A 24,929-nucleotide genomic window follows, 5' to 3' on the forward strand; every position below is an offset into this window, starting at 1 on the left:
ATGCCCGCTGTGGGGGCCGAGACGGGGCTCCCATTTCGAGCGGGTACACTAACCCGGTTGGCCGCCACAAGCGGGCCCTAACCCGAGCGCCGTTGCCCGAGTCCTCTTATTCGCGCAACTGCGACGGGCTTGGGTGGGCCATTTCCTCGCTCCCCGGAGATCCCTCTTTTGTCATCCACGACCGTCACACAAGCATCCGCACCAGCCAACTCCCGATCGCGCGTCATCCTCGCGAGCCTCATCGGCACCACGATCGAGTTCTACGACTTCTACGTCTACGCGACTGCCGCAGTTCTCGTCTTCCCGCACCTCTTCTTCCCGGCCGGTGACGCCACCACCGCGCTGCTCTCCAGCTTCGCCGTCTTCGGCGCCGCGATGGTCGCCCGGCCCCTCGGCGCGATCTTCTTCGGACACCTCGGCGACAAGGTGGGCCGCAAGACCACGCTGGTCGCCGCACTGCTTACCATGGGCATCGCGACGTTCCTGATCGGCCTGCTGCCGACCTACGCGATCGCCGGATGGTTCGCTCCGCTGCTGCTCGTGCTGCTGCGCCTCGCGCAGGGCTTCGCCCTCGGCGGCGAGTGGAGCGGTGCCGCACTCGTCGCGACCGAGAACGCCCCTGAGGGGAAGCGCGCCTGGTACGGCACCTTCCCGCAGCTCGGCGCCCCGCTCGGCTTCATCATCGCCAACGGACTGTTCCTGGTCATCGCCGCGCTGCTGCCGTCAGCTGACCCGTCGATGCCGTCGACGGCGTTCCTCGAGTGGGGCTGGCGCATCCCGTTCCTGTTCTCCGCCGTGATGGTCATCGTCGGCCTGTGGGTACGGCTGCGTCTGGTCGAGTCGACCGCGTTCACCAAGACGGTCGAGTCCGGCAAGGTTGTCAAGCTGCCGCTGGCCGAGGTGTTCCGCAAGAACTGGAAGGAACTGGTCCTCGGCACGTTCTTCATGCTCGCCACCTACGTGCTGTTCTATCTGATGACCACGTTCTCGCTGAGCTACGGGCGTGCGCCGATCGAGCCGGCGGACGCGACCCAGCTTCCAGGGCTCGGCTACAGCTACACGACCTTCGTGCTGATGATGATCGTCGGCGTGGTCTTCTTCGGTATATTCACCCTGGTCTCCGGACCGCTGGCCGACCGGTACGGCCGCCGCAAGACGCTCATCTGGGTGACGCTCGGCATCATCGTCTTCGGCCTGGTGTGGGTGCCGCTGCTCGGTGCCGGGTTCGCCGGTGTCATGGCCTGGCTGATCATCGGGTTCACCCTCATGGGCATGACCTTCGGGCCGATGGGTGCGCTGCTGCCCGAGCTGTTCCCAACCAACGTGCGCTACACCGGATCAGGCATCTCCTACAACGTGAGCTCCATCCTGGGGGCAGCAGTCGCGCCGTTCATCGCGGTCTGGCTGTGGGGCCTCGCCGACGGAAGCCCGGTGCTGGTCGGGGTCTACCTCGCGGCATCCGGCGTCCTCACGCTCGTCTCGCTGCTGATCAGCAAGGAGACCCGCGACATCGACATCGACCGATAATGTTGGAGCCATGAAGTTCAACGGCCCCCGCATCCTTCTCGCCCTCTGCACTCTCGCGGCACTCGCGCTGTTCGTACTGTGGGCGCTGAACGTGTTCCCGCTGGACAACCCGATCCTCTAGCAGCACCGGAAGGCGCAAGGACCACCACGGTCCTTGCGCCTTCCGCATGTCTGGGAGGATTGAGGCATGGAAATCGCGTACAACATCCTGCTCATCCTGCACTTCGTCGGTCTCGCCTCGCTGCTCGGAGGAGTGATGGTGCAGTTCCGGCCGCTTGCTGCTGGCAAAGCTGTTGTGAACGCGGCGATGTTCCACGGTGTACTCACTCAGCTGGTCACGGGCCTGCTGATGGTCGGTATCGCCGAGATGGGCGACGGCGACGTCAACCACATGAAGATCGGCATCAAGCTCGCGGTGCTGATCGTCATCACGGTGCTCGTGTTCATCTACCGGCGCCGGCAGAACGTCGCGTCGTGGGTCGTCTGGCTGATCGGCGCGCTGACCGTCGCCAACATCGCGATCGCTGTGCTGGTCTAGCTGTCCCCGAGCGTCACTCCAGGAAGAGCGCCTTCAGCCTGCGCGTCGTCAGGGTCAGCCCGACAACCACCATCACGACGTAGTAGAGCACGTGCCAGATCATCCCGCCGGTCATGATCCCGGTGGTGAGTCCGCGCATCAGCTCGACGCCGTGCCACAGTGGCATCGCTTGAATGATCCACTGGATCCACTCCGGGTAGACGCTCAGCGGGTAGAAGGTCGCCGAGAACAGGAACATCGGCAGCAGGATGAAGTTGATCCAGTCCATCTGCTGGAACGTCTTCATGTAGCTCGTGATGCCCATCCCGAAGCTCGCGAAGCCGAAGGCGATCAGCAGCACGGCCGGTAGCGCCAGAATCGCGGTCCAGGACAGGTTCAGCCCGAGCACCTGCATCACGAGCATGAACCCGCAGGCGTAGGCGAGACCGCGCGCGAGCGCCATCATGATCTCGCCGAGCGCGACGTCGAACGGGCCGAGCGAAGTGGCGAGCATCCCGTCATACAGCTTGCCGAAGTTCATCTTGAAGAAGACGTTCCACGTCGAGTCGAAGATCGCGCCGTTCATGGCGGCAACCGCGAGCAGCGCCGGTGCGATGTACGCAGCGTATGGGATCTCCTGCCCGCCAGCGGTCTGGATCGTGCCGATGTACGCGCCCAACCCGATGCCCATCGCGAGCAGGTAGAAGACGGGCTCGAAGAAGCCGGATACGACAATCAGCCAGTTCGAGCTCGCCGTGGCCTTCACAGCGCGCTCCATCACCGAGCGGGCGTTGCCCGCGTACAGCGACGGCAGCAGGAACGGACGGTTGACGTGCGCGACGGGTGGCGCCTCGATGGTTGTCACTTGTTCAGCCTCCTCACCGCGAGTCGCTGGGCGACCACCCAGCCGATGACAGTCAGTGCGATCAGGTAGATGACGTGCACGGCGGTGAGCCATCCGGGCTCGTCGAGGCCGTACGCAAACACGCGGGACAGCTCGACGCCATGCCACAGCGGTGAGATCCACCCGATCCACTGCAGGAAGGACGGCAGCGTCTCGAGCGGGAAGAACGTGCCGGAGAACAGCGTCATCGGGATGACGCCGAAGCGCATCACGTAGTTGAACTGGCCGCGATCCTCGTCGAGGTGGGTGGCGTAGGCCATGATGAGCGTGCCGACAGCCATCCCGGTGAGGGTCGCGACTGGAATGGTGAGCCAGCCGAGCGGGCTGGGGACCGCGCCGAAGAGCAGCATGAACGCGTAGTAGACGATGCTCTGGCCGAGCATCCGGATGATGACCGCGTAGACGACGCCGTTGATGATCTGCTGGCCGGTGAGCGGGGCGGAGTTCATGCCGAAGAAGGTCGGGTTCCACTTGAACCCGAGCATGATCGGGTAGCTGAACTCCTCGGTCGCGGTGGTCAGTGCCGCGCTGCACAGCAGTGCTGGGGCGACGAAGACCAGGTAGGTGACCGCGGCCTGCTCGGAACCGACGCTCGCGTCGACGATGGTGGCGAGCCCGACGCCAAGCGCGTACAGGTAGAGCAGCGGCGATCCGATGCCGGTCGCGATCATGGTCTGCAGGTAGGAGCGCATGACCATCAGCCGGTGCTCGGCGACGTACCAGCCGCCGAATCGGCGCGGCTTCACACCGCCAGCGACGGCCTGTTCCTTGGCGCGCTCGAGGGAAACGTCGATGCTCATTCGATCAAGCTTCTTCCGGTGAGCCGCAAGAACACGTCCTCCAGGCTGGACCGGCGGACGAGCGAGGTGATCGGGTTCAACCCTGCCTCGGTCACGCGCTGCAGCTCAGCCTCGCCGTTGTCGCTGTAGATCAGGATGCGGTCGGGCAGCACCTCGATGCGATCACCGATACCGGCGATCTGCTCGGCCACTGCGGCGTTGCGGTCGGAGCCGAAGCGCAGCTCGAGCACCTCGCGGGTCGAGTACTGGCGGATGAGCGACGCCGGAGTGCCCTCAGCCATGATCGACCCCTTGTCGATGACGACGAGTCGGTCGCACAGCTGCTCGGCCTCGTCCATGTAGTGGGTGGTGAGCACGAGGGTTGTGCCCTGCTCCTTGAGCCGGAACAACCGGTCCCAGAGCACGTGCCGCGCCTGCGGATCGAGACCGGTCGTCGGCTCGTCGAGCAGCAGGATGCGCGGGTTGTTGATCAGCGCGCGCGCGATGGTGAGGCGGCGCTTCATCCCGCCGGACAGGTCATCGACGCGGGACTTCGCCTTGTCGGTGAGCTGGGCGAATTCGAGCAGCTCGTCCGCCTTCGGGCCGAGGTAGTTGCGCGGGAACCCGAAGTAGCGGCCGTAGATGATCAGGTTGTCGCGCACCTTGAGATCGGCATCGAGGTTGTCCGCCTGCGGCACGACCCCAAGCTGAGACCGGATCTCCGGACCGTTCTGGTTGGGGTCGAGCCCGATGATCGACAGGTCGCCCGCGGTGCGCGTGGACACCGCACCGACCATGCGCATGGTGGTGGACTTGCCTGCACCGTTCGGTCCGAGGAAGCCAAAGGACTCACCGGGCGCGATGTCGAAGGAAATCCCATCGACCGCCGGGAAATCCTTGTACTTCTTGACGAGATTCTTCGCGCTGATGACTGCTTCTGGCACGGGAGCCAAGCATAGACTGCGGCACCGACATCCGTGTGACGCGCAGCTCGTGCTCTCGCCGCAGCATCCGCCTGCATGCCTCGGCGAGACTGCGGAAACCTGCGCTTTGGGCGCTCAGAGCGCAGGTTCGTGCAGTTTCGCGGGTCCGATCGGCGGCTGTCAACCTCGGTTGACGAGTGTGCGATTGTCAACTAAGGTTGACGGCATGTCCGAGCCGCTGCACACCGCGAGCGCCGAGCGGGAACCCAACCCGCTGACGGAGCTCCGGGCGCTCGCCGGGCGGCGCGAGGAACTCGCCGAGCTGCACGCGAACCTCGACCGGGAGCAGGCGGCGCTGGTGCGCAAGGCGCGTAACGGCGGGTACGGCTGGCAGATGATCGCGAGCGCGCTCGGGGTCAGCAAGCAGGCGGTGCACAAGAAGTACGGACGCAGCTGAAACGATGGAAGAGAGACGATGAGCACCACGAATGCCCGGCCGGGGCGACGCAGGAACAAGGACGTGCCGGAGGGCCCGCGCGCCAAGTTCTCGCAGCTGCTGCCGTACATCCTCGCCCACAAGGGCGTCGTGGCCGGGGTGATCGGGCTGAGCATCGTCGGGGCAGCCGCATCCCTCGCGCAACCGCTGCTCGTGGCCCAGGTGATCGCGCTGGTCGAGCACGAGCGGGATCTCGGCTCGCTGATCTGGTGGCTGGCCGCGCTCGTGGTCGCCGCGGCGGTGATCAGCGGATTCCAGCACTACCTGCTGCAGCGCACCGGAACCGGCATCGTGCTGGACGCGCGCCGCTCCCTCGTGCGCCGGATGCTTCACCTGCCGATCAGCCAATTCGACACCCGCCGCACCGGCGACCTGGTCTCCCGGGTCGGCAGCGACACCACCATGCTCTACGCGGTGATGACGCAGGGCCTCGTCGACGCGGTCGGCGGCGCGCTGATCTTCGTCGGCGCTCTGATCGCCATGCTCATCCTCGACGCGGTGCTGCTGGGCATCACCCTGCTCGTCATCGCGATCGCGTTGGCGCTCGTGATCGGGCTGAGCTCGCGCATCCGGGTCGTCAGCCAGAAGCAGCAGCGCAAGGTCGGCGACCTCGCGGCCAGTGTCGAGCGGGCGGTGAGCGCGATCCGCACGGTGCGCGCGGCGAACGCGACCGAGCGGGAAGCGGATGCGATCGATGAGGAGGCGCGCGGCGCCTACCGGATGGGCATCCAGCTCGCGAAGGTGTCGGCGTTGGTGGTGCCGGTGGCGGGCATCGCGCTGCAGGTGACCTTCCTGACCATCATCGGCGTCGGCGGGTACCGGGTCGCCACCGGGGACATCACGCTGGCGACGCTGGTGTCGTTCATCCTGTTCCTGTTCCTGATGATCGGCCCGCTCGGGCAGGCGTTCGGCGCGATCACGTCAGTGAGTCAGGCGCTGGGCGCGCTCGGTCGCATCCAGGAGATCATCGACCTGCCGAGCGAGACCGAGGCGGATGCCGGGATCGTGCCGGCCGCGGCGATCGAGACCGACGATGTGATCCGCTTCGAGGACGTGTCGTTCGCGTACCCGGCCGCGCCTCCTGCTGACGGTGCCGCGACATCCCCGTCGGTTGACGGCGCTTCGAACTCCACTCCGCTGGTTGAGGGATCGCGAAGCGAGCGTCTCGAAACCAGCCCCGACAGCGACCCCCGCCCCGTCCTCCACAACATCTCCTTCACCGCCCCGCGCGGCAAGCGCACCGCGCTGGTGGGACCATCCGGTGCCGGCAAGTCCACAATCCTGGCGCTCATCGAGCGTTTCTACGACCCGACGTCCGGGGTGATCCGGTTCGGCGGGGTGGACATCCGCGGCCTCGACCGCACGGAGCTGCGGTCGCAGATCGGCTATGTCGAGCAGGATGCTCCGGTGCTGGCCGGCTCGCTGCGCGACAACCTGCTGCTGGCCGCTCCGGACGCGTCGGATGCCGATTGCGTTGAGGTGCTGCGCTCGGTCAACCTGACCGGCGTGCTCGAGCGCGACGAGCGCGGGCTGGACGCGCCGGTCGGCGAGGACGGTGTGATGCTCTCCGGCGGTGAGCGTCAGCGGCTCGCGATCGCGCGGACCCTGCTGGCCGCGCCGCCGGTGCTGCTGCTGGACGAGTCGACGTCCTCGCTCGACGGGCTCAACGAGAGACTGCTGCGGGACGCGATCGACGCCGTTGCGCAGAACCGCACGCTGATCGTGATCGCGCACCGGTTGTCGACGGTGGTCGACTCGGACCAGATCGTCGTGGTCGAGGCCGGCCGGGTTGTCGGTGTCGGCACGCACGACGAGCTGGTCGACTCGACACCGCTGTACCGGGCGCTCGCGGAGCACCAGCTGCTCGCCTGACCCTTGCACCGTCGCCCGCTTGTGGCCTAGCAGTTCCGAGGGGTCGAAAACTGCCCTTCGCGCGCCCGGAAGGCCTCTTTTCGGCCCCTCGTGGGCGGCAGGTACAGCTAGCGAGTGCGCGCGACTACTCGCCGACCGCCCACATGGCGACGGCGGCCGCCGCGGCGACATTCAGCGAGTCGATGCCGTGCCGCATCGGGATCTGCACGACAGTGTCCGCCGCGGCGATCGCATCCGGGGTCAGCCCGTCCCCCTCGGTGCCGAGCACGAGCGCCAGCCGCTCGGGCGGTGCAAACTCGCGCAGGCTGACAGCATCGTCGGTCAGGGCGAGCGCTGCAAGGTGGAATCCGGATGCGGTGAGCAGCTCGCGCGTGGACGCCCAGTCGCCGACCCGCGTCCACGGCACCTGCAGCACGGTGCCCATGCTGACCCGGATAGCGCGACGGTAGAACGGGTCTGAGCAGCGCGGGGTGATGAGCACCGCGTCCGCGCCGATTCCCGCGACCGAGCGGAAGATCGCGCCGACGTTGGTGGGCGCGACGACGTTCTCGAGGATCACCACGCGGCGGGCGGCTGCAAGCAGCTGCTCCGGGGCTGGCAGCGGCGGACGGTGCACGGACGCGATCAGCCCGCGATGCAGGGCGTACCCGGTCAACTCGGCGAGCAGCTCGCCCGGCCCGGAGAACACCGGCACGTCGTCTCCAACCAGGGCGACGGCCTCGTGGACAGTGCCGCCGAGAGCGAGCACCGATCGGGGACGGTGGCCGGCACGCAGTCCCCGTTCCAGCACGAGCGCCGACTCGGCGATGTACAGCCCGTGCCCCGTGCCGCGTGCCTTCTTCAGTGCGACATCGTTCGCGCGCGTAAAGTCGGCCAGGCGCGGGTCGGAGAGGTCCGTGATGTCGATGACCGGCATCCGACCAGTCTTCCGCACCCCATTCACGCTCCCTGCTCATCGATGCTCCGGTTTGTTATCGATGCGCCTGCTGTAAAGGGCGCATCAATAACAAGCGGGCACATTCGTTCGGGCGCTGACCGCCGGGGACTCTGTCAGCATGAATGCATGCGCTCGGAGACCATCCAGTTCACGACCGGCGACCGCGAGGTGGTGCTCGACATCACGCGCGAGTGCGCCGATCTCGTCGCCGGCGAAGGCGACGGGCTTCTGCACGTGTTCGTGCCGCATGCCACCGCCGGCATCGCGATCATCGAGACCGGCGCCGGCAGCGACACCGATCTGCTGCGGGCGCTCGACGACCTGCTGCCCGCGGACGACCGGTGGGTGCACCGGCACGGCAGCCGCGGCCACGGACGCTCGCACGTCGCACCCGCGCTCATCCCGCCGTACGCGAGCATTCCGGTGCTCGGCGGCGCGCTCGCGCTCGGCACCTGGCAGAGCATCTGTCTCGTCGACCTGAATGTGGACAACCCGGTGCGCTCGGTGCGACTGTCGTTCCTGCCCGGCTGAGAACCCCACCCACATTGAGTCGGGAGTATTGGCCGTTTTGAGCGCGCCAAAGCGGCCATAACTCCCGACTCGATGACTACTTGGGGGCCATCCGGATCGCGCCGTCGAGGCGGATCGTCTCCCCGTTCAGCATCGGGTTCTCGATGATCTGCCGCACGAGCAGCGCATACTCCTCCGGCCGGCCCAGCCGCGACGGGTGCGGCACCTGCTGCCCCAGCGACTCGCGCGCCGCCTCCGGCAGCCCGGCCATCATCGGCGTGTCGAAGATACCGGGCGCGATCGTCATCACCCGGATGAGCCGTGGCGCGAACTCCCGCGCGAGCGGCAGCGTCATCGCGGCCACCGCGCCCTTCGACGCCGAATATGCGGCCTGCCCCACCTGACCGTCGAACGCGGCGACGGATGCGGTGTTCACGATCACCCCGCGCTCCCCCTCATCCGGCTCGGTCGCCGCGATCGCCTCGGCCACGAGGCGGGTCACGTTGAAGGTGCCGATCAGGTTGACCCGGATGACGCGCTCAAAGTTCTCGAGCGGCTGCGGCCCCTCGCGTCCGAGCGTGCGCTCCGCGGTCGCGACCCCAGCGCAGTTCACGGCCACCCGCAGCGGTGAGCGCGCTGCGCCGATCGCCGCGCGCACCTGCGCCTCATCGGTGACGTCGCCCTGCACGAACTGGATGCCGTCCACCGGCTCGCGCGGCTCGGCGCGGTCGAGCGCGATCACCTGCGCACCCGCAGCGGCGAGTTCGCGGGCCGTTGCCAGCCCGAGGCCGGAGGCGCCGCCGGTGACGAGCGCCGAGCATCCGGAAATCCGCATTCTTAGAGCCTCTCGATGATCGTGGCGTTGGCCATGCCGCCGCCTTCGCACATGGTCTGCAGTCCCCAGCGGCCGCCGGTGGACTCGAGCTGGTTCACCAGCGTGGTGAGGAGACGAGTGCCGGATGACCCGAGCGCGTGCCCGAGCGCGATCGCCCCGCCGCGCGGGTTGAGCTTGTCCGGGTCGGCGTCGAGGTCCTGCAGCCAGGCGAGGGGCACGGATGCGAATGCCTCGTTGACCTCGTAGGCGTCCATGTCGTCGATGTTGAGGTCGGCGCGCTCCAGCACCTTGCGCGTCGCCGGGATGATGCCGGTGAGCATGAGCAGCGGGTCGCTGCCGGTGACCGCGAACGAGTGGAAGCGCGCGCGGGGCGCGAGGCCGAGGCTCTTCGCCTTCTCGGCGCTCATGATGAGCGCGGCGGATGCCCCGTCGGTCAGCGGGCTGGAGTTTCCCGGGGTGATCTTCCAGTCGAGGTCCGGGAAGCGCGCGGCGAGCTCGTCGGTGCGGAACGCAGGGTTCAGGCCGGCCAGCCCCTCGGCGGTCGTCGACTCGCGCACGGTCTCGTCGACCAGCATCCCGCCGATCGGGATGATCTCGTCGGCGAAGGCGTCCCGCGCCTCGACCGCGAGGCGGTGCGAGCGCGCCGAGAACTCGTCGAGCTGCTCGCGGTTGAAGCCCCACTGCTGGGCGATCAGCTCGGCGGAGACGCCCTGGTTGACCAGCCCCTCCGGGTAGCGCTCCTTGATGCGGGTGCCGTACGGGTTCATCCCTCCGGCGGAGGAGCCGAGCGGGATCCGGCTCATCGACTCGACCCCGGCCGCGATCACGATGTCGTACTGGCCGGTCATGACGCCCTGCGCGGCGAACATCGCCGCCTGCTGGCTGGAGCCGCACTGGCGGTCAATGGTCGTGCCCGGCACGGTGTCGGGGAAGCCCGCGGCTAGCACCGCGTTGCGGGCAACGTTGAACGTCTGCTCACCCGCTTGCGACACACATCCGGCGATCACGTCGTCGATGGCTGCCGGATCGACGCCGTTGCGCGCGACCAGAGCCTCGAGGGTCTCGGCCAGCAGGTCGACCGGGTGAATTTCGGACAGTTGCCCGCCGGGCTTGCCGCGTCCGGAGGGCGTGCGGATTACGTCGACTATCACAGCATCGTGCATGGCCCCAGCCTATCCGTGAGGGTCACGAACCTTCCGTGAGGGGTCACAAACCTGCCTTCGCGGGGTACCGCCCGGACGGTTGGCGACCCCTCAGCGAGAGGGCGGCGAGCACCGGCACGAGAAACGTCGGGGTCAGCTGGCCGGGGAGTCGAGCACTAGGAGGGGCCCCCGGCGCACCGCTTGCATCACAATGCGTGCCTCATCGATCTGGACGTCAGGGAAGCGGCCGATGACATCCGTCTGGAATGCGTATAACTCGTCTTCATCCTCGACGAGCACATCGATCAGAAAACTCGCGTGCCCGGTCGACGAGGCGCAGAACCGCACGCTGCGGTGAGCGCCCAGGGCACGGCCGAGCTCATCGCTCAGCGCTGACGGCGCTCGCAACCACATGACCGCCTCAACGCTCAAGCCAAAGATCGCCGGCGTGACCTCGGTGCGCACGTGAAGCACGCCGGAGGAGAACAAGGCATCCACCTTGCGCCGTGCGGTCTGCGCGCTCACTCCGACATCGGTCGCCAGACTGGAAATCGCCGCGCGACCGTCGATCGCGAGCAGGTCGATCAGTTGCCGGTCTGTGTCATCGATGTGCACGTTCGCGTTGACCGTACGGTCCGCGGTCCACAACCCCTCGGTGAGCTGCTGCACGACATGATCGGGCAAACCGCCGGCGTTCCAGTCGTAGCCCGAGCGGTGAAGCTTGAGCACTGTGCCGACGTCAAAACTGATCAGCCCAGTCAGGTCAGGAAGGTCTCGGAACAGAAAGCGGTTCAATGCGTCGGGATCCGGCGGCAGGAAGTAGCCGGCGATGTTGCCGGAGCCTTCCAGAATCGACACCGAGGATGCGTCGGCGCGGTGGGCGAGGATGGCAGCGACCTCGTGCACTCGGCGTGTCTCAATCTCGGCGCGCAGCAGGATGCCACGCGCGTGCGCAACGCGGGCAACATCCAGGTAGGTGGAGACGCGCACGGTGCCGTCATCGAGCAGCCTCTGTCCCCGCCGAGCCGCTGTGCGTTCAGGGATGTCCAGCGCACGTGCGACGGCACCCCACGATGCGCGCCCATTGACCTGCAGTGCCGCCGCGATGGCGCGATCGACGTCCTTGCCGTTGCCCGAGGTCATGATGCCTCATTGTGCCGCACGTCAGCGATCATCGCTCAACACGGTATTCGAGCACGCCCACGCACCGCGCTCATGACAACACGAGCGCGTCGCTCGACGACCAGCTCAGCTCGACCTGGTCACCGGCTGACAGCATCGACTCACCGTTCGCGACCACGCGCAGCATGGCACCCTGATACTCGACGAGGTACTGGACCTCGCCGCCACGGAAGACGCGTGAGACCACGGTCGCGGTGACCACCGAGTCGTCTGTCGAGAGCCGATCACCGATGCGCACCTTCTCCTGCCGCAGCACGAGGGTTGCTGCCCCGGAGTTCGACGCGCGAACGGGCACGGTGTGACCACCGGCGAGGACGGCCGTAGCGCGGGAGTTGTCGATCTCCACCGAGACGTCCAGCAGGTTGGCCGCACCGAGGAAGTCGGCCGCGAAGGGAGTGCGCGGACGGCGGTACAGCTCCTCCGGGGTGCCGGCCTGCTCGACCACACCGTCCCGCATCAGCACGACCTGGTCGGAGAGGCTCATTGCCTCGTCCTGGTCGTGGGTGACGAACACCGTGGTCAGCCCAAGCACACGTTGCAGCTCGATCAGCTCGACCTGCATCTCCTCGCGCAGGCGCGCGTCGAGGTTCGACAGCGGCTCGTCGAGAAGCAGCACGCGTGGCTCACCGGCGATCGCGCGCGCAAGCGCGACGCGCTGCTGTTGACCACCCGACAGCTCTCGGGGCAGCCGCGACGCGAAGTCGCCCATGCGCACCTGGTCGAGCGCCTGCTTGGCGAGTTCCTTCTGCTTGGCACGATTGCCGTAGCGCTTGCCCTGCATCCGGAGCGGGAAGCGCACGTTGTCGAGCACGGTCATGTGCGGGAACAGCGCGTAGCTCTGGAACATCATGCTGAGACCGCGCTTCTCGGGCGCGAGGTCGGTGACGTCTTGCCCGCCAACCGTGATCGAGCCGCCGGAGGTTGTCTCCAGTCCGGCGATGCAGCGCAAGAGGGTGCTCTTGCCGCATCCGCTCGCCCCAAGGAGCGAGACGAAGGTGCCGGACGGCACGCTGATGTCGATGCCCTTCAGCACTTCGGTCTCGCCGAACGACTTGCGCACGCTGGAGATGATGAGTTCGGCCATTAGCTGAATGCCTTTCCGAGTCCGACGACCTTCTCGATGACAACGATGGCGATCGCCGTCAGCAGCATCGACAGGGTCGACACCGCCGCAACCGTGGGGTCGGCGCTGAATTCGAGCTTGCTGTAGATCGCCATGGGGAGTGTTTCGAGGGTCGGTGTCCTGACGAACAGCGCGATGACCGCGTCGTCGAACGAAACGATGAATGCGAGGAATGCGCCCGCGACGATGCCCGGGCGGGCCATCGGGAGCAGGATGTGCCAGTAGCGGCGCCACCATGGCGCCCCCATCACGCGCGCCGCCTCCTCCGTGAAGCGGTCGCTTCGGGAGATGACGCCGACGACCGTGCGCATCACGTAGGGAATGGTGATGACGATGTGGGCGATGGTGAGGATGATCGCGGATGGCCCGCCGAGGAACTGCGACGAGAACGAGAGCATGCCGATGGCGAAGATGATGCTCGGGATGATAAGCGGTGACATCGCCATCGACTGCACGAACGCTGCGCCAGGGAACCGGTGGCGGGTCACGGCCAGCGCCGTCAACGTGCCGATTGCGGCAGCCACGAGCGCCGTCACCGCGGCGATCTGCACGCTGGTCAGGAACGGTGTCATGTAGGTGTCATCGCTGAGCACCATCGCGAACCAGTCCAGCGTGAAGCCGGTCGGCGGAAACGCGAGGAAGCGCGATTCGTTGAATGCCGCGCCGACAACGACGATAAGCGGCGCGAACATGTACACGGTCACAGCCACGAAGAGCGCGACGGTGAGGATGCGTGCCCACAATGGGACAGAACGAACCATGTGGTTATCTCCTGGCCGAGAGCTTCGCCGTCAGCCCGATGGTGACCAGGACGACGATGAGCATGAGCAGTGACTGGGCAGCAGCAAACGGCCAGTTGAGGTTGGTCGTCGCATCGGTGTAGATGATGGCTGCAAGGACGGGGATCTGTGCTCCGCCGATGAGGTTCGGCGTGATGAACGAGCTGATGGACATCGCGAAGGCGAGGGTGCCGCCAGCGATGACGCCCGGGATTGCGAGCGGGAAGACGACGCTCCAGGCCGTGCGCCCGAACGACGCGCCCATGGTGCGAGATGCTTCCTCGAGCCGCCGATCCACACCGTTGAGCACCCCCAGGATGGACAACACCGCGAACGGCACCAGCACCTGCACCATGGCGATGTTCACGCCGAGCTCGGTGCCGAGCAGCCCCTGACGCGACTTGCTGAGCTCAAGGAAACCGGGGATGTCGGCGAGCGGACCGGCAGGGCCGATCAGGATGACCCAGCCGAAGCTGCGCACGACGACGCTGGTCATGAGCGGTAGCACGATCGCGATCATCATGAACGCCTGCACCTTCGCCGACGCGCGCGACATGGCGTACGCGAGCGGCAGCGAGATGAGGAGCACAACGGCCGTCTGCACGAGGGCCATGCGCAGCGATCGCATGGCTGCACCGGTGTGGAAGGCGGACTCGAAGAACCTGGTGAAGTTCTCGATGGTCCACCCCCCACCCGGGGTGGTGAAGCCGGACAGCAGAACGCTGGCCACGGGCAGCACGAAGCCGACCAGAAGCAACACCACCACGGGCAGGATGAGGAGCCAAGGCTCCAGTTTCAGGCGTCTCACTGTGCGATGCGCAGGTTCCACTCGTCGGTCCATCCGGCGCGGCGCTCGTTGAGAACCGTGCTGTCGTAACGGACCAGCTTGCTGAGCGCGTCGCCGTGGATCACGGTGTCCGCGATGTCGCTCGAGAGCTCCGTGGTGGTGTTCACCGGGGAGTACAGCATTGCCTCAGCGAACGTCGCCTGCGCCTCGGGGCGCAGCGAGAAGTCGACAAGCTTCGTCGCCAGGTCGGAGTTCGTCCGCCCTGCAACAACGTTCGCCGTGATGAAGGATGCCGGGGCACCCTCATCCGGGACCGCGAACTCAACGTCCAGGCCGGCCTTGCGGAGGGTCTCCGCGTAGTCCTGCGAGTACGGTGCGATCCAGATGTCACGCGCCGAGAACGCCTGCTGCATGTCCGCCGACGTCTTGATCACGATGGCGTCACCCGACTGGGCGAGGTCACCGAGCGCGTCGAGCCCGGGCTCGAGGTCGTCCGTGTCGCCGCCGAGCGTCTCGTTCACCGCGAGCAGCGAGAGCAGCCCGTAGGAGTTCGACAGGTCGGTGAGTGCGACGTGCTGCGCGTACTTGGGGTCGAAGACGTCCTCCCACGAGTTCGGAGCCTTCTCGATGACGTCAGAGCGGTAGACGATACCGATCGGGGTCACCTGCATGACGGGTCCCTCGCCGCGCTCGAGTCCCTCGGTCGCGATCGGCGACAGGTCGTCGAAGGTGGTGAGGTCGGCGGGGTCGACCGGGTCGATGAGACCCTGGGCGGCCGCAATGGCCTCCTGTCCGCCCGAGAAGTGCACGACGTCGAGCTGCGGGGCGGATGCCTGCGCCGTCAGCTGTGCCAACGCGTCGGCGCTGTACAGCGTGACCAGCGTGATCTTGGCGTTGTACTCCTCTTCGAACGGCTTGACGACCGCTTCGATGTAGGCCTTCTCCCAGTCACCGCCGAAGGACGTGACCACGAGCTCGACGGGGGCTCCCCCGTCGCTGTTGCCGGAAGGGGCGGACGTGGTGCTGCAGGCGCTGACCGCGAGCGCGAGGCCGATGGCGGCCGCCGCTGCGAAGGGTTTCGCAATTTTCACGTGAGTGTATCCTCTCTGATTTTCTCTTGGTGCTTCGCCGCCAGGTGCGGCGGAGCGTGCCTCGTGAGCGGTCTAGACGCGACCGATCGTGAGCTTCTTGATGCCGTTGATCCGGATGTCGTACGACTCCTTCGCGAACTCCTTCAGACCCTCCGAGATGGTCGCGAAGATGTTCACGGGGGTCCATCCGAGCGGACCGAGGGTGCGGGCACCGGGCGCGTAGAAGACGCCGATCTCCCAGTACTCGAAGGGGAGCCCACCCATCTGGTAGGGGCGCTGGTAGTACCACTGCAGGTCACCGACACCGGGGATCACCTGCTGGTTCTCGGCAGGGACCGCCTCGGGGTCGAACGTGTGGTGCGTCTCGGGCAGACCGACCATCACCTCGGGGCCGGCGTAGATGGCGTGCATCGCGTCCATGGTCGCGGGCTTCTCGAAGGCCTTCCACAGGGTCTCGCACGTCTGCGGTGCGAGGTCGAAGTGCAAGTCGGCAATCGCGCGCGGGCCGTTCTCGTACTCGAGGAAGAACTGACGTACATCACTCATGGTTCTTACGTGTTTCCGTTTCTTGGGTGGTGGGTGTCACACCGAGCGGTGGGACGCGGTCTTCGCGTGCGCGCGAACGACGCTCACGAAGTGGTCAAAAAGGGAGCGCCGATGCGCCGGCTCGTGCATCTTCTCCGGGTGCCACTGCACCGCCAGGAAGTCCCAGTCCGTTGATGACTCGACTGCCTCGATCACGCCGTCCTCTGACACGGCAGCAATGCGGAGGCCATCGGGCACCACGTCAGCGGCCTGATGGTGGATGCTGTTCACCGCCGTGCGGGTGCCGACGACGCCCGCGAGCGTGCTCTCCGGCTCGACGATCACGTCGTGCCGCCACGCCAGAAGCTCCGCCCCGGTGAGTCCGCGCGGGTGCTGCGCGGTGGTCGGGATGTCCTCGATCAGCCGGCCGCCCAGCGCTACAACGCCGATCTGCAGTCCCCGGCAGATGCCGAGAGTCGGGAGCCGTGCGACGCGCGCCGCGCGGATGAGGGCGATCTCCGTCTCGTCTCGACCGCGGTCGTACCTCTCCGCCTCGGACGGCGTTCCGCCGTAGTTCTCCGGATGCACGTCGCCGCCGCCCGCGATGACGACTCCGTCCAACGTGCCGATCAGGCGCTGCGCGCCGGTCACGTCCGTGTCGGGAATGAGCACGACCTGCGCGCCGGCATCCGTCAGCGACTGCACGTATTCGACGCCGAGCGTGTACAGGTCGGTGTTGTCGGACGCGTAGGTTGGCAGCTCACGGCGCCACATGGTGATGCCGATCAGCGGGGCCCCATCGGTCATGTCAGAGCTCGATCCAGGTCGTCTTGAGGTCAGTGAACTTGTCGATCGCGTGAGCGCTCTTGTCACGCCCGAACCCACTGCCCTTGACGCCGCCGAACGGCACCGACATGTCGCCTTCCTCGAAGCAGTTCACCCAGACGATTCCTGCCTTCACGGCGCGGGACACCCGGTGCGCCGCTCCCAGGTCGCGGGTCCACACGGATGCGGCGAGGCCGTACTCGGTGCCGTTGGCCACGCGGATCGCCTCTTCCTCGCTGTCCACCGTGATGACGGACAGTACCGGGCCGAATACTTCCTGCTGCTCGATGCGCATTCCCGGCGTCACGCCGGTGAGGATCGTCGGAGCGACGTAGGAACCGCCCGGGTGCGCGTCGACGACTGCCCGCTCGGTCGAGCCCTCGACGATCTCGGCACCGTCGGCGACCGCGTTCCGCACGTGGCCGAGCACGCGTTCGAGGTGGGCCTCGCTGACCAGCGAGCCGAGCGGGGCGTCCTGATCGAGCGGGTCGGCCGGCGCCATCTCGCGCGCCTGGGCTCGAGCGTGCTCGAGGACCTCGTCGACGACGTCGCGGTGCACGACCATGCGGCTGGAGGCGCTGCACATCTCGCCCTGGTTGTAGAAGGAGCCCCACGCGGTCATGCGGGCTGCCTTCTCGAGGTCAGCATCCGGAAGGATGATGCTCGCCGACTTGCCGCCGAGCTCAGGCCAGACCCGCTTTCCGTTGGATTCACCGGAGTAGCGCAGGAACGCGCGACCCACTTCTGGAGAGCCGGTGAAGGTGACGATGTCGACGTCGTGGTGCAGGCCGAGGGCCTTGCCTACGATGTGTCCGCGCCCCGGGACGACGTTGAGCACGCCGTCCGGCAGGCCCGCCTGAAGGGCGAGTTCGGCGAGCTTCAGCGCTGAGTACGGGGTCTGCTCTGCGGGCTTGAGCACAACACTGTTGCCAGCGACAAGCGAGGGGCCAAGCTTCCACGCGGTCATGGTGAGCGGGAAGTTCCACGGCACAACCGCGGCGACCACACCCGCCGGCTCACGCGTGATGAGGGCGACGACGTCATCACCAGCGGCCGGGCTCTCGTCGGGTCGCTTGTCGGCGATCTCGCCGTACCAGCGAATGCAGTTGGCGACCGCGCGCAGCTCGACTCCCAGCGCCTCGCGCACCGGCTTGCCCATCTCGAGGGAAATAGTGAGCGCCAGGTCGGCGGCGTTCTCCTGGATGAGCTCTGCCCACCGGCGCAGAACGGCGCCGCGCTGGGCGGGACGCAGTCCGCTCCACCGACGGTCCTCGAACGCGGCCCGCGCGGTCGCGACCGCTCGGTCGACATCGCGTTCGTTGCCAAGGGCGATCTGGCCGAGAACCGAACCGTCGCGTGGGGCGACCACGCTGAAGATTTCATCGCCGAGCGCATCAACCCAGCCACCATCGACCAGATGTTTGGCTGGCAGAACAAGGCTGTCAGCACTTTCGAACCAGTTGGTCACTGCACTCCCTCATCGTCGAACGCGAGATTTCGGATGATTGTGGCACACTTTCGCCACTAACGCACTTTCGATGGTTTATTCTCGCCAGTCAAGGCCTTTGGAGTATTACTTAGCGCCGAATTCGTTATCTGGACGAGATGTCTGCTCGCGTTGTATTCCGGCTTTCGCGCACAAAAAAGTGGGGCCGCCCTGAGGGCGACCCCACTTCTCGATACCGAACTACCCGAACGGGTCCGGCGTCAGCGTGTACTTGGTCGACAGGTACTCGTGGATACCCTCGAACCCGCCCTCACGGCCGAGCCCCGACTGCTTCACCCCGCCGAACGGCGCCGCGGCGTTCGAGACCACGCCAATGTTCAGGCCCATCATTCCGGTGTCGACGGCGTCGATCATCCGCTGCCCGCGCGCGAGGTCCTTGGTGAACACGTAGCCGACCAGGCCGTACTCGGTCGAGTTGGCCATCCGCACGGCCTCCGCCTCGTCCTTGAACGTCACGATCGACAGCACCGGCCCGAAGATCTCCTCGCTCAGGATGCTGCTGCCCGGCTGCACGCCGGTGACCACGGTGGGTTCGAAGAAGGTCCCAGGACCGTCGATCGCGGACCCGCCGGTGACGACCTGCGCACCCCGGCCAACGGCATCCGCGACCAGCTCGGACACCTTCTTGATGGCGTCCTCGTCGATGAGCGGACCGATGGTCACGCCCTCCTCGGTGCCACGCCCGACGCGCATCGCCTTGACCCGCTCTGCGACCCGGCGGGAGAACTCGTCGGCGACCGACTCGTGCACGATGAACCGGTTCGCGGCGGTGCAGGCCTGCCCGATGTTGCGGAACTTCGCAGCCAGGGCGCCGTCGACTGCCTTGTCCAGGTCGGCGTCGTCGAAGACGATGAACGGCGCGTTGCCGCCGAGTTCCATCGACGTTCGCAGCACCTTGTCGGCCGCCTGCTTCAGCAGCGCGACACCGACCAGGGTCGACCCGGTGAAGCTGAGCTTGCGAAGCCGGTCATCCTCGAGGATCGGCTTCGACACCGCGCTCGAGCTGGACGATGTCACCACGTTCACGACACCGGCGGGCACGCCGACCTCTTCGAGCAGCTTCACGAAGTGCAGCGTCGTGAGCGGCGTCACCTGCGCGGGCTTGACGATCACGGTGCAGCCGGCGGCGAGCGCAGGGCCGATCTTGCGGGTCGCCATTGCGAGCGGGAAGTTCCACGGGGTGATCAGGTAGCTGGGGCCGACCGGGCGCTGCGACACGATCATCCGTCCGGTGCCCTCCGGGCTGGTCGCGTAGCGGCCGTGGATGCGCACGGCCTCTTCGCTGAACCAGCGCAGGAACTCTCCACCGTAGGTGACCTCGCCCTGCGCCTCGGCGAGCGGCTTGCCCATCTCGATCGTCATCAGGAGCGCGAAGTCGTCGCGGCGCTCCATCATCAGGTCGAACGCGCGGCGCAGCAACTCGCCCCGCACGCGCGGCGCGGTGGCCGCCCACTGCTCCTGCGCGTTCGCGGCGGCATCCATCGCCTTCTGCGCGTCCTCGGCCGTGGCGCTCGCGATCGTCTTGATCACGTTGCCGGTGGCCGGGTCCTTGACGTCGAAGGTGCCGCCGCCGGTCGCGTCCACCCACTGCCCGCCGATGTACAGCTGGTGTGGAACGGATGCGAGCAGCTCGCTCTCGCGCGTGCTGGTGGTCATAGTGTCAGTCATCATTACTCCTTGTAAGTCACGCTAGGTCGGCCCGCTGGGGGTTCACTTCGTGGCTGCGAGCGCCTCGGCCAGCACGTCCAGGCCCTCGTTCAGCAGGGCGTCGCTGATCGACAGCGGCGGCAGGAACCGGATGACGTTGCCGTAGGTTCCGGCGGTGAGCATGATCACGCCGTGACGGTGCGCGTACGCGGCGAGCGCCTTGGTGAGCTCGGCATCCGGCTCGGTGGTACCCGGCTTGACAAGCTCGATCGCGATCATCGCGCCGCGGCCGCGCACGTCGCCGATCCGGTCGTCGCCGGCCTGCAGCTCGGTGAGGCGGGAGATCAGGATGTCTCCGACCTCGACCGCGCGCTCGACCAGATTCTCGCTGACGATGGTGTCGTAGCTGGCCAGCGCGGCGACGCACGCCAGCGGGTTGCCGCCGTAGGTGCCGCCGAGGCCGCTGACCTGCGGCGCGTCGAGGATCTCGGCGCGGCCGGTGATGGCGGCCAGCGGCAGACCGCCGGCGATGCCCTTGGCGGTTACCAGCACATCCGGGACGATGCCCTCGTGCTCGCTCGCGAACAGCGCGCCGGTGCGGGCGAAGCCGGTCTGCACCTCATCGGCGATGAACACCACGTTGTTGGCGTTGGCCCACTCGACGATCGCGGGCAGGAAGCCCTCGGCAGGGACGATGAACCCGCCCTCACCCTGGATCGGTTCGATCAGGATCGCGGCGAGATTCTCGGCGCCGACCTGCTTCTCGATCACGCTGATGGCCTTTGCCGCCGCCTCGGCGCCGCTGAGTCCATCGTGGTACGGGTAGGACAGCGGCGCGCGGTACACCTCGGGTGCGAACGGCCCGAAGCCGCTCTTGTACGGCATGCTCTTCGCGGTCAGCGCCATCGTGAGGTTGGTGCGACCGTGGTAGGCGTGGTCGAAGACGACGACGGCCTGCTTCTTGGTGTAGGCGCGGGCCACCTTGATCGCGTTCTCGACCGCCTCGGCGCCGCTGTTGAACAGGGCGGAGCGCTTCTCGAAGTCACCGGGGGTGATGCGGTTGAGCAGCTCGGCGACCTCGACGTAGGGGCCGTAGGGGGTGATCATGAAGCAGGTGTGGGTGAAGGCCTCGACCTGGGCCTTGACCGCCTCGACGACCGCGGGTGCGGCGTTGCCGATGGTGGTGACGGCGATGCCGGAGCCGAGGTCGATGAAGGTGTTGCCGTCGACGTCGCGCAGCACACCGCCGCCCGCGGATTCGGTGTACACCGGCATGGTGGTGCCGATGGCGGATGAGACCGCCTTGGCCTTGCGCGCCGCCCACTCCTGCGAGTTGGGGCCGGCAGTGATCTCGCCGGTCGTGCGCTGTTGGTCGATGGCTGGGCCGCCCAGAATCGTCATTGTTCCTCCTTGGATGTCTGGTTCGAGGCTACGTCTCGGGCGGGACGGATGCAGTGGCATCGATGCACAGCTGGATTCTGTCGGTTGTGCGAGACTGACACCGTGCCCACTGTCTCGGAAATCGTGGCGCTGCGGGCGCTCGCGCTGTCCGCGGTGACCCTGCCGCATCCGGATGCCGCGGTGCGCTGGGTCGCGACAAGCGAGCTCCCCGACCCGAGCCCGTACCTCGAGGGCGGCGAACTGCTGCTGACGACCGGGCTGGTCGACCGCGACGCTGCCGGCTGGGGCGAGTTCGTACGCGTGGTGCTGGAGGCCGGGGTCGTCGCTGTCGGATTCGGGGTGGGCGTGCGGCATCCGGAACTTCCGGCTGCGCTTGCCGCAGCCGCAGCACGGGACGGTTTGAACCTGTTCGTCGTACCGCAGCCGACCCCATTCATCGCGGTGAGCAAGGCGGTCGCCGACTCTCTCGCGGACGCCGAGCGGGACGAGGACCGGCGCTCGCTCGCCCACCAGCAGGAGTTGACGCGCGCTGCCGTGGTCGGCTCGGCTGAGCTGGTGGATGCGCTCGGCCGGATCGTCGGCGGGTCGGCCGCCGTCATCGGCCAGGAGGGTGACGCGCTGTTCGGATTTGCAGGGCTTGGCGACCGGGCGCGACCGCTCATCGAGCGGATGCAGCGCGGCGACCGCCGCAGCGCGTTCGCCGAGATCGGGGCGGCCGGCCGGATGCTGGTGCAACCGGTCGAGCTGCACGGCCGCACCGACGCCTATCTGGTGATCGAGTCGCCGGACGCTCTGAACCCGGCTCAGCGCACGGCGGTATCAACGGCGCTCGCGTTGCTGACGCTCGAGCGCGACCGGGCGCGGGTGGAGCGGGATGCCGAACGGCGCATCCGGGCTGGCGCGGTGTCGCTGCTGCTGCAGGGGGATGCTGTCGCGGCCGAGGCGGTGCTCGGTGAACTGCCGTGGACGTCGGCGCGGGTCGTACGCGCGCGCGGCGCGGCCGTCGCGGAGGCTCTGGCGACCCTCGAGCACCTCGGTGCTATCGCCACCGTGACACCCGACGACGAGCTGATCGTGATCTCGCCGGATGAACCGGAACTGCCCGGCCTTCTCGTCGGGGTGGGCCCGGTGCAGCCGCTCGCCGCGCTGGGGGTCAGCGACAGCGCCGCGCGGGATGCGCTCGCGGCCGCGTCACCGGGACGACCGGTGGTGCGCTGGGAGGAACTCGCGAGCGAGGGCGTCGACGCGCTGCTGTCGTGGGAGTCGCTCGCGTCGTACACGGCGATGCTGCTCGGGCCGGTGCTGACGCGTCCGGATGCCGGTGAACTGGTGGCCGCGCTGCGGTCCTTCCTGAGACACAACGGGCAGGTCGGGCCGGCGGCCTCTGAGCTGGGCGTGCACCGCAACACCGTGCGCAACCGGCTGGCTTTGGCGGAGGACTTGCTCGGGCGTTCCCTGCAGGACCCGCAGGCCCGCGCGGACCTGTGGATCGCACTCAAGCACGTCACCGCTGGTTGAGGGATTTCGCGCCAGCGAAATCGTCTCGAAACCAGCGTGCCGGGGGTGGTTTCGAGACGATCGCTTCGCGATCCCTCAACCACCGGCGTAGACGATCGCTTCGCGATCCTCAACCACCGGACGTACGCATGCAGCCGGCGAAGAAGTCGGTGAGTTCGTCCCGCGCGGTCAGCGGCAGCACGTGCGCGACGTACTGGTCCGGTCGGACGATCACCAGGCATCCGGTGCGGTCGATGCCGCGCTCGTCGAAGATGTCGCCGCGCTTCGGATCCACGGCGTAGACCTTCTCGTAGTCGATCAACCCGAACGGCCCGACGCGCGGCAGGAAGATCGGCGGGACCCGGCCCAGGTCGACGTCCTCGTAACTCTGCTGGAAGACGACTTTGAAGTCGAACACGCCGTCCACGTCGCTGCCCTCGGGGGTGAACCGTGCGACTGGCGAGTCCCCTGATGTCGCCAGCCACTCGGCCCAGTCGGTCAGCGCCGACGCTTCGCCCGCCGCGGGGGCATCCGCGAACGCGTACACCCGCCAGCGGCCATCCGCACGGTGATGGTGCCCGAGGTGCACCGGGTTCGCATCCGCGACCCGCAACGCCCGAGCCGACTTGAAGCGCTTGCCGATCGGGAATCCGGATGCGAGCTGCTGGTGCGTGGCCTCGCCGGTGATCATCGACGGCTCGTACTGGGTCATGAACCCGGCCGGGAACTCAGCCGTGGTCACGTAGAACTCGGCGAGCTCGGCTGGGCTCTCGAATTCCTCCGGCTTCTTCGCCATCATGGACGCCCACTCGCGGTCGAAGTCGATGAGGTTCTGCGCGACGACCTGCCGTTCAGCCGAGTAGGTCTCCAGGAGCGCCTCTGGGGCGCGTCCATCGAGGACCTGCCCGAGCTTCCAACCCAGGTTGAAGCCGTCCTGGATGGATACATTCATGCCCTGGCCGGCCTTCGCGCTGTGCGTGTGGCAGGCGTCCCCGGCGATGAATACGCGCGGGGCGCGCTGCCCGGTGAGCTCCACCGGGACGTCATCGAACTTGTCGGTGACCCGGTGACCGACCTCGTAGACGCTGGACCACGCGACGTTGCGAACGTCGAGCGTGTACGGGTTCAGGATGGCGTTGGCCTTGGCGATGATCTGCTCGATCGTGGTCTGCCGCACCTGGTGCTGGTCATCAGCGCCGACGGCGCCGAGGTCGACGTACATCCGGAAGAGGAAGCCGCCCTCGCGCGGGATGAGCAGGATGCTCCCGTTGTGGTGCGACTGGATCGCGCACTTGGTGCGGATGTCGGGGAAGTCGGTGACCGCGAGCACGTCCATCACACCCCAGGCATGGAACGACGGGGTGCCCAGGTGCTTGCGGCCGATGGACTCACGCACGGCACTCTTCGCACCGTCGCAGCCGACGACGTACTTCGCGCGGACGACGCGCTGCTCCCCCACGCGCTCGCCGGCGGTGGCCCGCACCATCACGGCCACCGGATACTCGGCGCCCTCGGTGATCTCCAGCGTGACGAAGTCCCAGCCGTAATCGGGCTTGATGCGGGCCGGGCCGTTGGCCGCGAACTCCGCGAAGTAGTCCAGCACGCGAGCCTGGTTGACGAGCATGTGCGGGAACTCGCTGATGCCGTGCGGGTCGTCTTCGGTGCGCTGCGTGCGGATGATGCTGGTCGGGTTCGCCGGGTCCGGCGCCCAGAAGTTCATCGCAGTCAGCTGGAACGCCTCCGAGATGAGCCGCTCGGCGAAGCCGAAAGCCTGGAACGTCTCGTTGCTGCGCGCCTGGATGCCGTCCGCCTGGCCGATCTCGAGTCGTCCGGCTCGCCGCTCGATGAGCCGCGTGGTGATCGAGGGGTATTGCGACAGCTGGGCGGCGATGACCATGCCGGCCGGGCCGGAGCCGACGATCAGCACGTCCATCTCGTCGGGGAGCTCGTCCGGGCGGTTGAGGCCGGTGCCGGCCGCCGGGAGCACTCGGGGGTCACCGGATACGTAGCCGTGGTGGTGGAACTGCATCGTTCGCTTCCTTGTCCCGGTCAGCGAGCGTGTTCTATAATCGAACACCTCGTTCTATTCCAGAACAGTATCTCGTTTGGTCTAGCGCACCACA

23 protein-coding genes are annotated in these 24,929 nt (G+C 67.3%); 6 read left to right on the top strand and 17 right to left on the bottom strand.

Annotation, left to right across the window (positions count from 1 at the left end; all coding sequences use genetic code 11):
• The first annotated feature begins 168 nt into the window (after nucleotides 1-168).
• Together IRG63_RS02190 and IRG63_RS02195 are read left to right on the top strand one after the other, a co-directional pair.
• Nucleotides 169-1,527, top strand: a complete 1,359-nt coding sequence (locus IRG63_RS02190; RefSeq protein WP_193509077.1) for an MFS transporter — start codon at nucleotides 169-171, stop codon at nucleotides 1,525-1,527.
• Between the two features lie 187 nt (nucleotides 1,528-1,714).
• Nucleotides 1,715-2,065 (top strand): hypothetical protein, encoded by a 351-nt coding sequence (locus IRG63_RS02195; RefSeq protein WP_193509078.1) that lies wholly within the window; start codon nucleotides 1,715-1,717, stop codon nucleotides 2,063-2,065.
• A gap of 13 nt (nucleotides 2,066-2,078) precedes the next feature.
• On the opposite strand, the gene IRG63_RS02200 is transcribed toward IRG63_RS02195, so the two are convergent.
• The 3 genes from IRG63_RS02200 to IRG63_RS02210 are packed head-to-tail and all read right to left on the bottom strand — an operon-like array spanning nucleotide 2,079 to nucleotide 4,671.
• Complete coding sequence (locus IRG63_RS02200; protein ID WP_349236082.1) at nucleotides 2,079-2,909, bottom strand: ABC transporter permease; 831 nt, start codon at nucleotides 2,907-2,909, stop codon at nucleotides 2,079-2,081.
• Nucleotides 2,906-3,748 (bottom strand): ABC transporter permease, encoded by an 843-nt coding sequence (locus IRG63_RS02205; RefSeq protein ID WP_193509079.1) that lies wholly within the window; start codon nucleotides 3,746-3,748, stop codon nucleotides 2,906-2,908. Before IRG63_RS02205 ends, IRG63_RS02200 begins: the two co-directional genes overlap by 4 nt.
• Nucleotides 3,745-4,671 (bottom strand): ATP-binding cassette domain-containing protein, encoded by a 927-nt coding sequence (locus IRG63_RS02210; protein WP_168625604.1) that lies wholly within the window; start codon nucleotides 4,669-4,671, stop codon nucleotides 3,745-3,747. Before IRG63_RS02210 ends, IRG63_RS02205 begins: the two co-directional genes overlap by 4 nt.
• A 205-nt stretch (nucleotides 4,672-4,876) precedes the next feature.
• Between IRG63_RS02210 and IRG63_RS02215 the strand changes: the two genes are divergently transcribed.
• A complete protein-coding gene (locus IRG63_RS02215; protein WP_168625605.1) occupies nucleotides 4,877-5,107 on the top strand; it encodes a hypothetical protein in 231 nt (76 codons plus the stop codon).
• Nucleotides 5,108-5,125: 18 nt separating this feature from the next.
• Nucleotides 5,126-7,018: an ABC transporter ATP-binding protein gene (locus IRG63_RS02220; protein ID WP_193509080.1), complete on the top strand. Its 1,893-nt coding sequence runs from the start codon at nucleotides 5,126-5,128 to the stop codon at nucleotides 7,016-7,018.
• Between the two features lie 124 nt (nucleotides 7,019-7,142).
• On the opposite strand, the gene IRG63_RS02225 is transcribed toward IRG63_RS02220, so the two are convergent.
• Complete coding sequence (locus IRG63_RS02225; protein ID WP_193509081.1) at nucleotides 7,143-7,934, bottom strand: RNA methyltransferase; 792 nt, start codon at nucleotides 7,932-7,934, stop codon at nucleotides 7,143-7,145.
• A gap of 147 nt (nucleotides 7,935-8,081) precedes the next feature.
• On the opposite strand from IRG63_RS02225, the gene IRG63_RS02230 reads away from it, so the two are divergent.
• The gene (locus tag IRG63_RS02230; protein WP_193509082.1) at nucleotides 8,082-8,486 is read left to right on the top strand and encodes a YjbQ family protein; all 405 of its coding nucleotides are present in this window, start codon (nucleotides 8,082-8,084) and stop codon (nucleotides 8,484-8,486) included.
• A 76-nt stretch (nucleotides 8,487-8,562) separates the two neighbouring features.
• Here the strand turns inward: IRG63_RS02230 and IRG63_RS02235 are convergent, their stop codons facing one another.
• From IRG63_RS02235 to gabT, 12 genes are all read right to left on the bottom strand, one after another.
• The gene (locus IRG63_RS02235; protein ID WP_193509083.1) at nucleotides 8,563-9,300 is read right to left on the bottom strand and encodes a 3-hydroxyacyl-CoA dehydrogenase; all 738 of its coding nucleotides are present in this window, start codon (nucleotides 9,298-9,300) and stop codon (nucleotides 8,563-8,565) included.
• A 2-nt stretch (nucleotides 9,301-9,302) separates the two neighbouring features.
• On the bottom strand, nucleotides 9,303-10,463 hold the full coding sequence (locus tag IRG63_RS02240) for a thiolase family protein (RefSeq protein ID WP_193509084.1): 1,161 nt from the start codon (nucleotides 10,461-10,463) through the stop codon (nucleotides 9,303-9,305).
• A 132-nt stretch (nucleotides 10,464-10,595) separates the two neighbouring features.
• Complete coding sequence (locus IRG63_RS02245) at nucleotides 10,596-11,585, bottom strand: Lrp/AsnC family transcriptional regulator (RefSeq protein WP_168625611.1); 990 nt, start codon at nucleotides 11,583-11,585, stop codon at nucleotides 10,596-10,598.
• 70 nt (nucleotides 11,586-11,655) lie between these two features.
• On the bottom strand, nucleotides 11,656-12,708 hold the full coding sequence (locus IRG63_RS02250) for an ABC transporter ATP-binding protein (RefSeq protein WP_193509085.1): 1,053 nt from the start codon (nucleotides 12,706-12,708) through the stop codon (nucleotides 11,656-11,658).
• Nucleotides 12,708-13,508 carry an ABC transporter permease gene (locus tag IRG63_RS02255; protein ID WP_168625613.1) on the bottom strand — a complete coding sequence of 267 codons (801 nt, stop codon included), beginning with the start codon at nucleotides 13,506-13,508 and terminating at the stop codon, nucleotides 12,708-12,710. Before IRG63_RS02255 ends, IRG63_RS02250 begins: the two co-directional genes overlap by 1 nt.
• Before the next feature lie 4 nt (nucleotides 13,509-13,512).
• Nucleotides 13,513-14,334, bottom strand: a complete 822-nt coding sequence (locus IRG63_RS02260; RefSeq protein ID WP_370566156.1) for an ABC transporter permease — start codon at nucleotides 14,332-14,334, stop codon at nucleotides 13,513-13,515.
• Nucleotides 14,331-15,404 carry an ABC transporter substrate-binding protein gene (locus IRG63_RS02265; protein WP_168625615.1) on the bottom strand — a complete coding sequence of 358 codons (1,074 nt, stop codon included), beginning with the start codon at nucleotides 15,402-15,404 and terminating at the stop codon, nucleotides 14,331-14,333. The genes IRG63_RS02260 and IRG63_RS02265 overlap by 4 nt, the downstream gene beginning before the upstream one ends.
• A gap of 72 nt (nucleotides 15,405-15,476) precedes the next feature.
• Complete coding sequence (locus tag IRG63_RS02270; protein ID WP_168625616.1) at nucleotides 15,477-15,950, bottom strand: DUF3830 family protein; 474 nt, start codon at nucleotides 15,948-15,950, stop codon at nucleotides 15,477-15,479.
• Between the two features lie 36 nt (nucleotides 15,951-15,986).
• Nucleotides 15,987-16,736: a gamma-glutamyl-gamma-aminobutyrate hydrolase family protein gene (locus tag IRG63_RS02275; protein ID WP_193509087.1), complete on the bottom strand. Its 750-nt coding sequence runs from the start codon at nucleotides 16,734-16,736 to the stop codon at nucleotides 15,987-15,989.
• Between the two features lies 1 nt (nucleotide 16,737).
• Entirely contained in the window at nucleotides 16,738-18,222 is a 1,485-nt protein-coding gene (locus IRG63_RS02280) for an aldehyde dehydrogenase (RefSeq protein WP_193509088.1), read from the bottom strand.
• 219 nt (nucleotides 18,223-18,441) lie between these two features.
• The gene (locus tag IRG63_RS02285) at nucleotides 18,442-19,917 is read right to left on the bottom strand and encodes an NAD-dependent succinate-semialdehyde dehydrogenase (protein WP_193509548.1); all 1,476 of its coding nucleotides are present in this window, start codon (nucleotides 19,915-19,917) and stop codon (nucleotides 18,442-18,444) included.
• Between the two features lie 54 nt (nucleotides 19,918-19,971).
• Nucleotides 19,972-21,309: a 4-aminobutyrate--2-oxoglutarate transaminase gene (gabT, locus tag IRG63_RS02290; RefSeq protein WP_193509089.1), complete on the bottom strand. Its 1,338-nt coding sequence runs from the start codon at nucleotides 21,307-21,309 to the stop codon at nucleotides 19,972-19,974.
• 102 nt (nucleotides 21,310-21,411) lie between these two features.
• Here gabT and IRG63_RS02295 point away from each other — a divergent pair, with 102 nt between their 5' ends.
• Nucleotides 21,412-22,827, top strand: a complete 1,416-nt coding sequence (locus IRG63_RS02295; RefSeq protein ID WP_193509090.1) for a PucR family transcriptional regulator — start codon at nucleotides 21,412-21,414, stop codon at nucleotides 22,825-22,827.
• 109 nt (nucleotides 22,828-22,936) lie between these two features.
• Here IRG63_RS02295 and IRG63_RS02300 read toward each other — a convergent pair whose 3' ends face one another.
• Nucleotides 22,937-24,835, bottom strand: coding sequence for an FAD-binding monooxygenase (locus IRG63_RS02300; protein WP_193509091.1), 1,899 nt, complete (start codon nucleotides 24,833-24,835; stop codon nucleotides 22,937-22,939).
• Nucleotides 24,836-24,929: the final 94 nt, after the last annotated feature.

It is taken from the genome of Cryobacterium sp. BB736, from assembly GCF_014980265.1.
In the GTDB taxonomy this organism is placed as follows: domain Bacteria; phylum Actinomycetota; class Actinomycetes; order Actinomycetales; family Microbacteriaceae; genus Terrimesophilobacter.

Coding starts and splice junctions, on each gene's coding strand:
- IRG63_RS02245 (WP_168625611.1), bottom strand. CDS start 11,585: ATGACCTCGGGCAACGGCAAGGACGTCGATCGCGCCATCGCGGCGGCA.
- IRG63_RS02240 (WP_193509084.1), bottom strand. CDS start 10,463: ATGCACGATGCTGTGATAGTCGACGTAATCCGCACGCCCTCCGGACGC.
- IRG63_RS02205 (WP_193509079.1), bottom strand. CDS start 3,748: ATGAGCATCGACGTTTCCCTCGAGCGCGCCAAGGAACAGGCCGTCGCT.
- IRG63_RS02230 (WP_193509082.1), top strand. CDS start 8,082: ATGCGCTCGGAGACCATCCAGTTCACGACCGGCGACCGCGAGGTGGTG.
- IRG63_RS02255 (WP_168625613.1), bottom strand. CDS start 13,508: ATGGTTCGTTCTGTCCCATTGTGGGCACGCATCCTCACCGTCGCGCTC.
- IRG63_RS02220 (WP_193509080.1), top strand. CDS start 5,126: ATGAGCACCACGAATGCCCGGCCGGGGCGACGCAGGAACAAGGACGTG.
- IRG63_RS02300 (WP_193509091.1), bottom strand. CDS start 24,835: ATGCAGTTCCACCACCACGGCTACGTATCCGGTGACCCCCGAGTGCTC.
- gabT (WP_193509089.1), bottom strand. CDS start 21,309: ATGACGATTCTGGGCGGCCCAGCCATCGACCAACAGCGCACGACCGGC.
- IRG63_RS02250 (WP_193509085.1), bottom strand. CDS start 12,708: ATGGCCGAACTCATCATCTCCAGCGTGCGCAAGTCGTTCGGCGAGACC.
- IRG63_RS02235 (WP_193509083.1), bottom strand. CDS start 9,300: ATGCGGATTTCCGGATGCTCGGCGCTCGTCACCGGCGGCGCCTCCGGC.
- IRG63_RS02215 (WP_168625605.1), top strand. CDS start 4,877: ATGTCCGAGCCGCTGCACACCGCGAGCGCCGAGCGGGAACCCAACCCG.
- IRG63_RS02275 (WP_193509087.1), bottom strand. CDS start 16,736: ATGACCGATGGGGCCCCGCTGATCGGCATCACCATGTGGCGCCGTGAG.
- IRG63_RS02225 (WP_193509081.1), bottom strand. CDS start 7,934: ATGCCGGTCATCGACATCACGGACCTCTCCGACCCGCGCCTGGCCGAC.
- IRG63_RS02285 (WP_193509548.1), bottom strand. CDS start 19,917: ATGACCACCAGCACGCGCGAGAGCGAGCTGCTCGCATCCGTTCCACAC.
- IRG63_RS02195 (WP_193509078.1), top strand. CDS start 1,715: ATGGAAATCGCGTACAACATCCTGCTCATCCTGCACTTCGTCGGTCTC.
- IRG63_RS02270 (WP_168625616.1), bottom strand. CDS start 15,950: ATGAGTGATGTACGTCAGTTCTTCCTCGAGTACGAGAACGGCCCGCGC.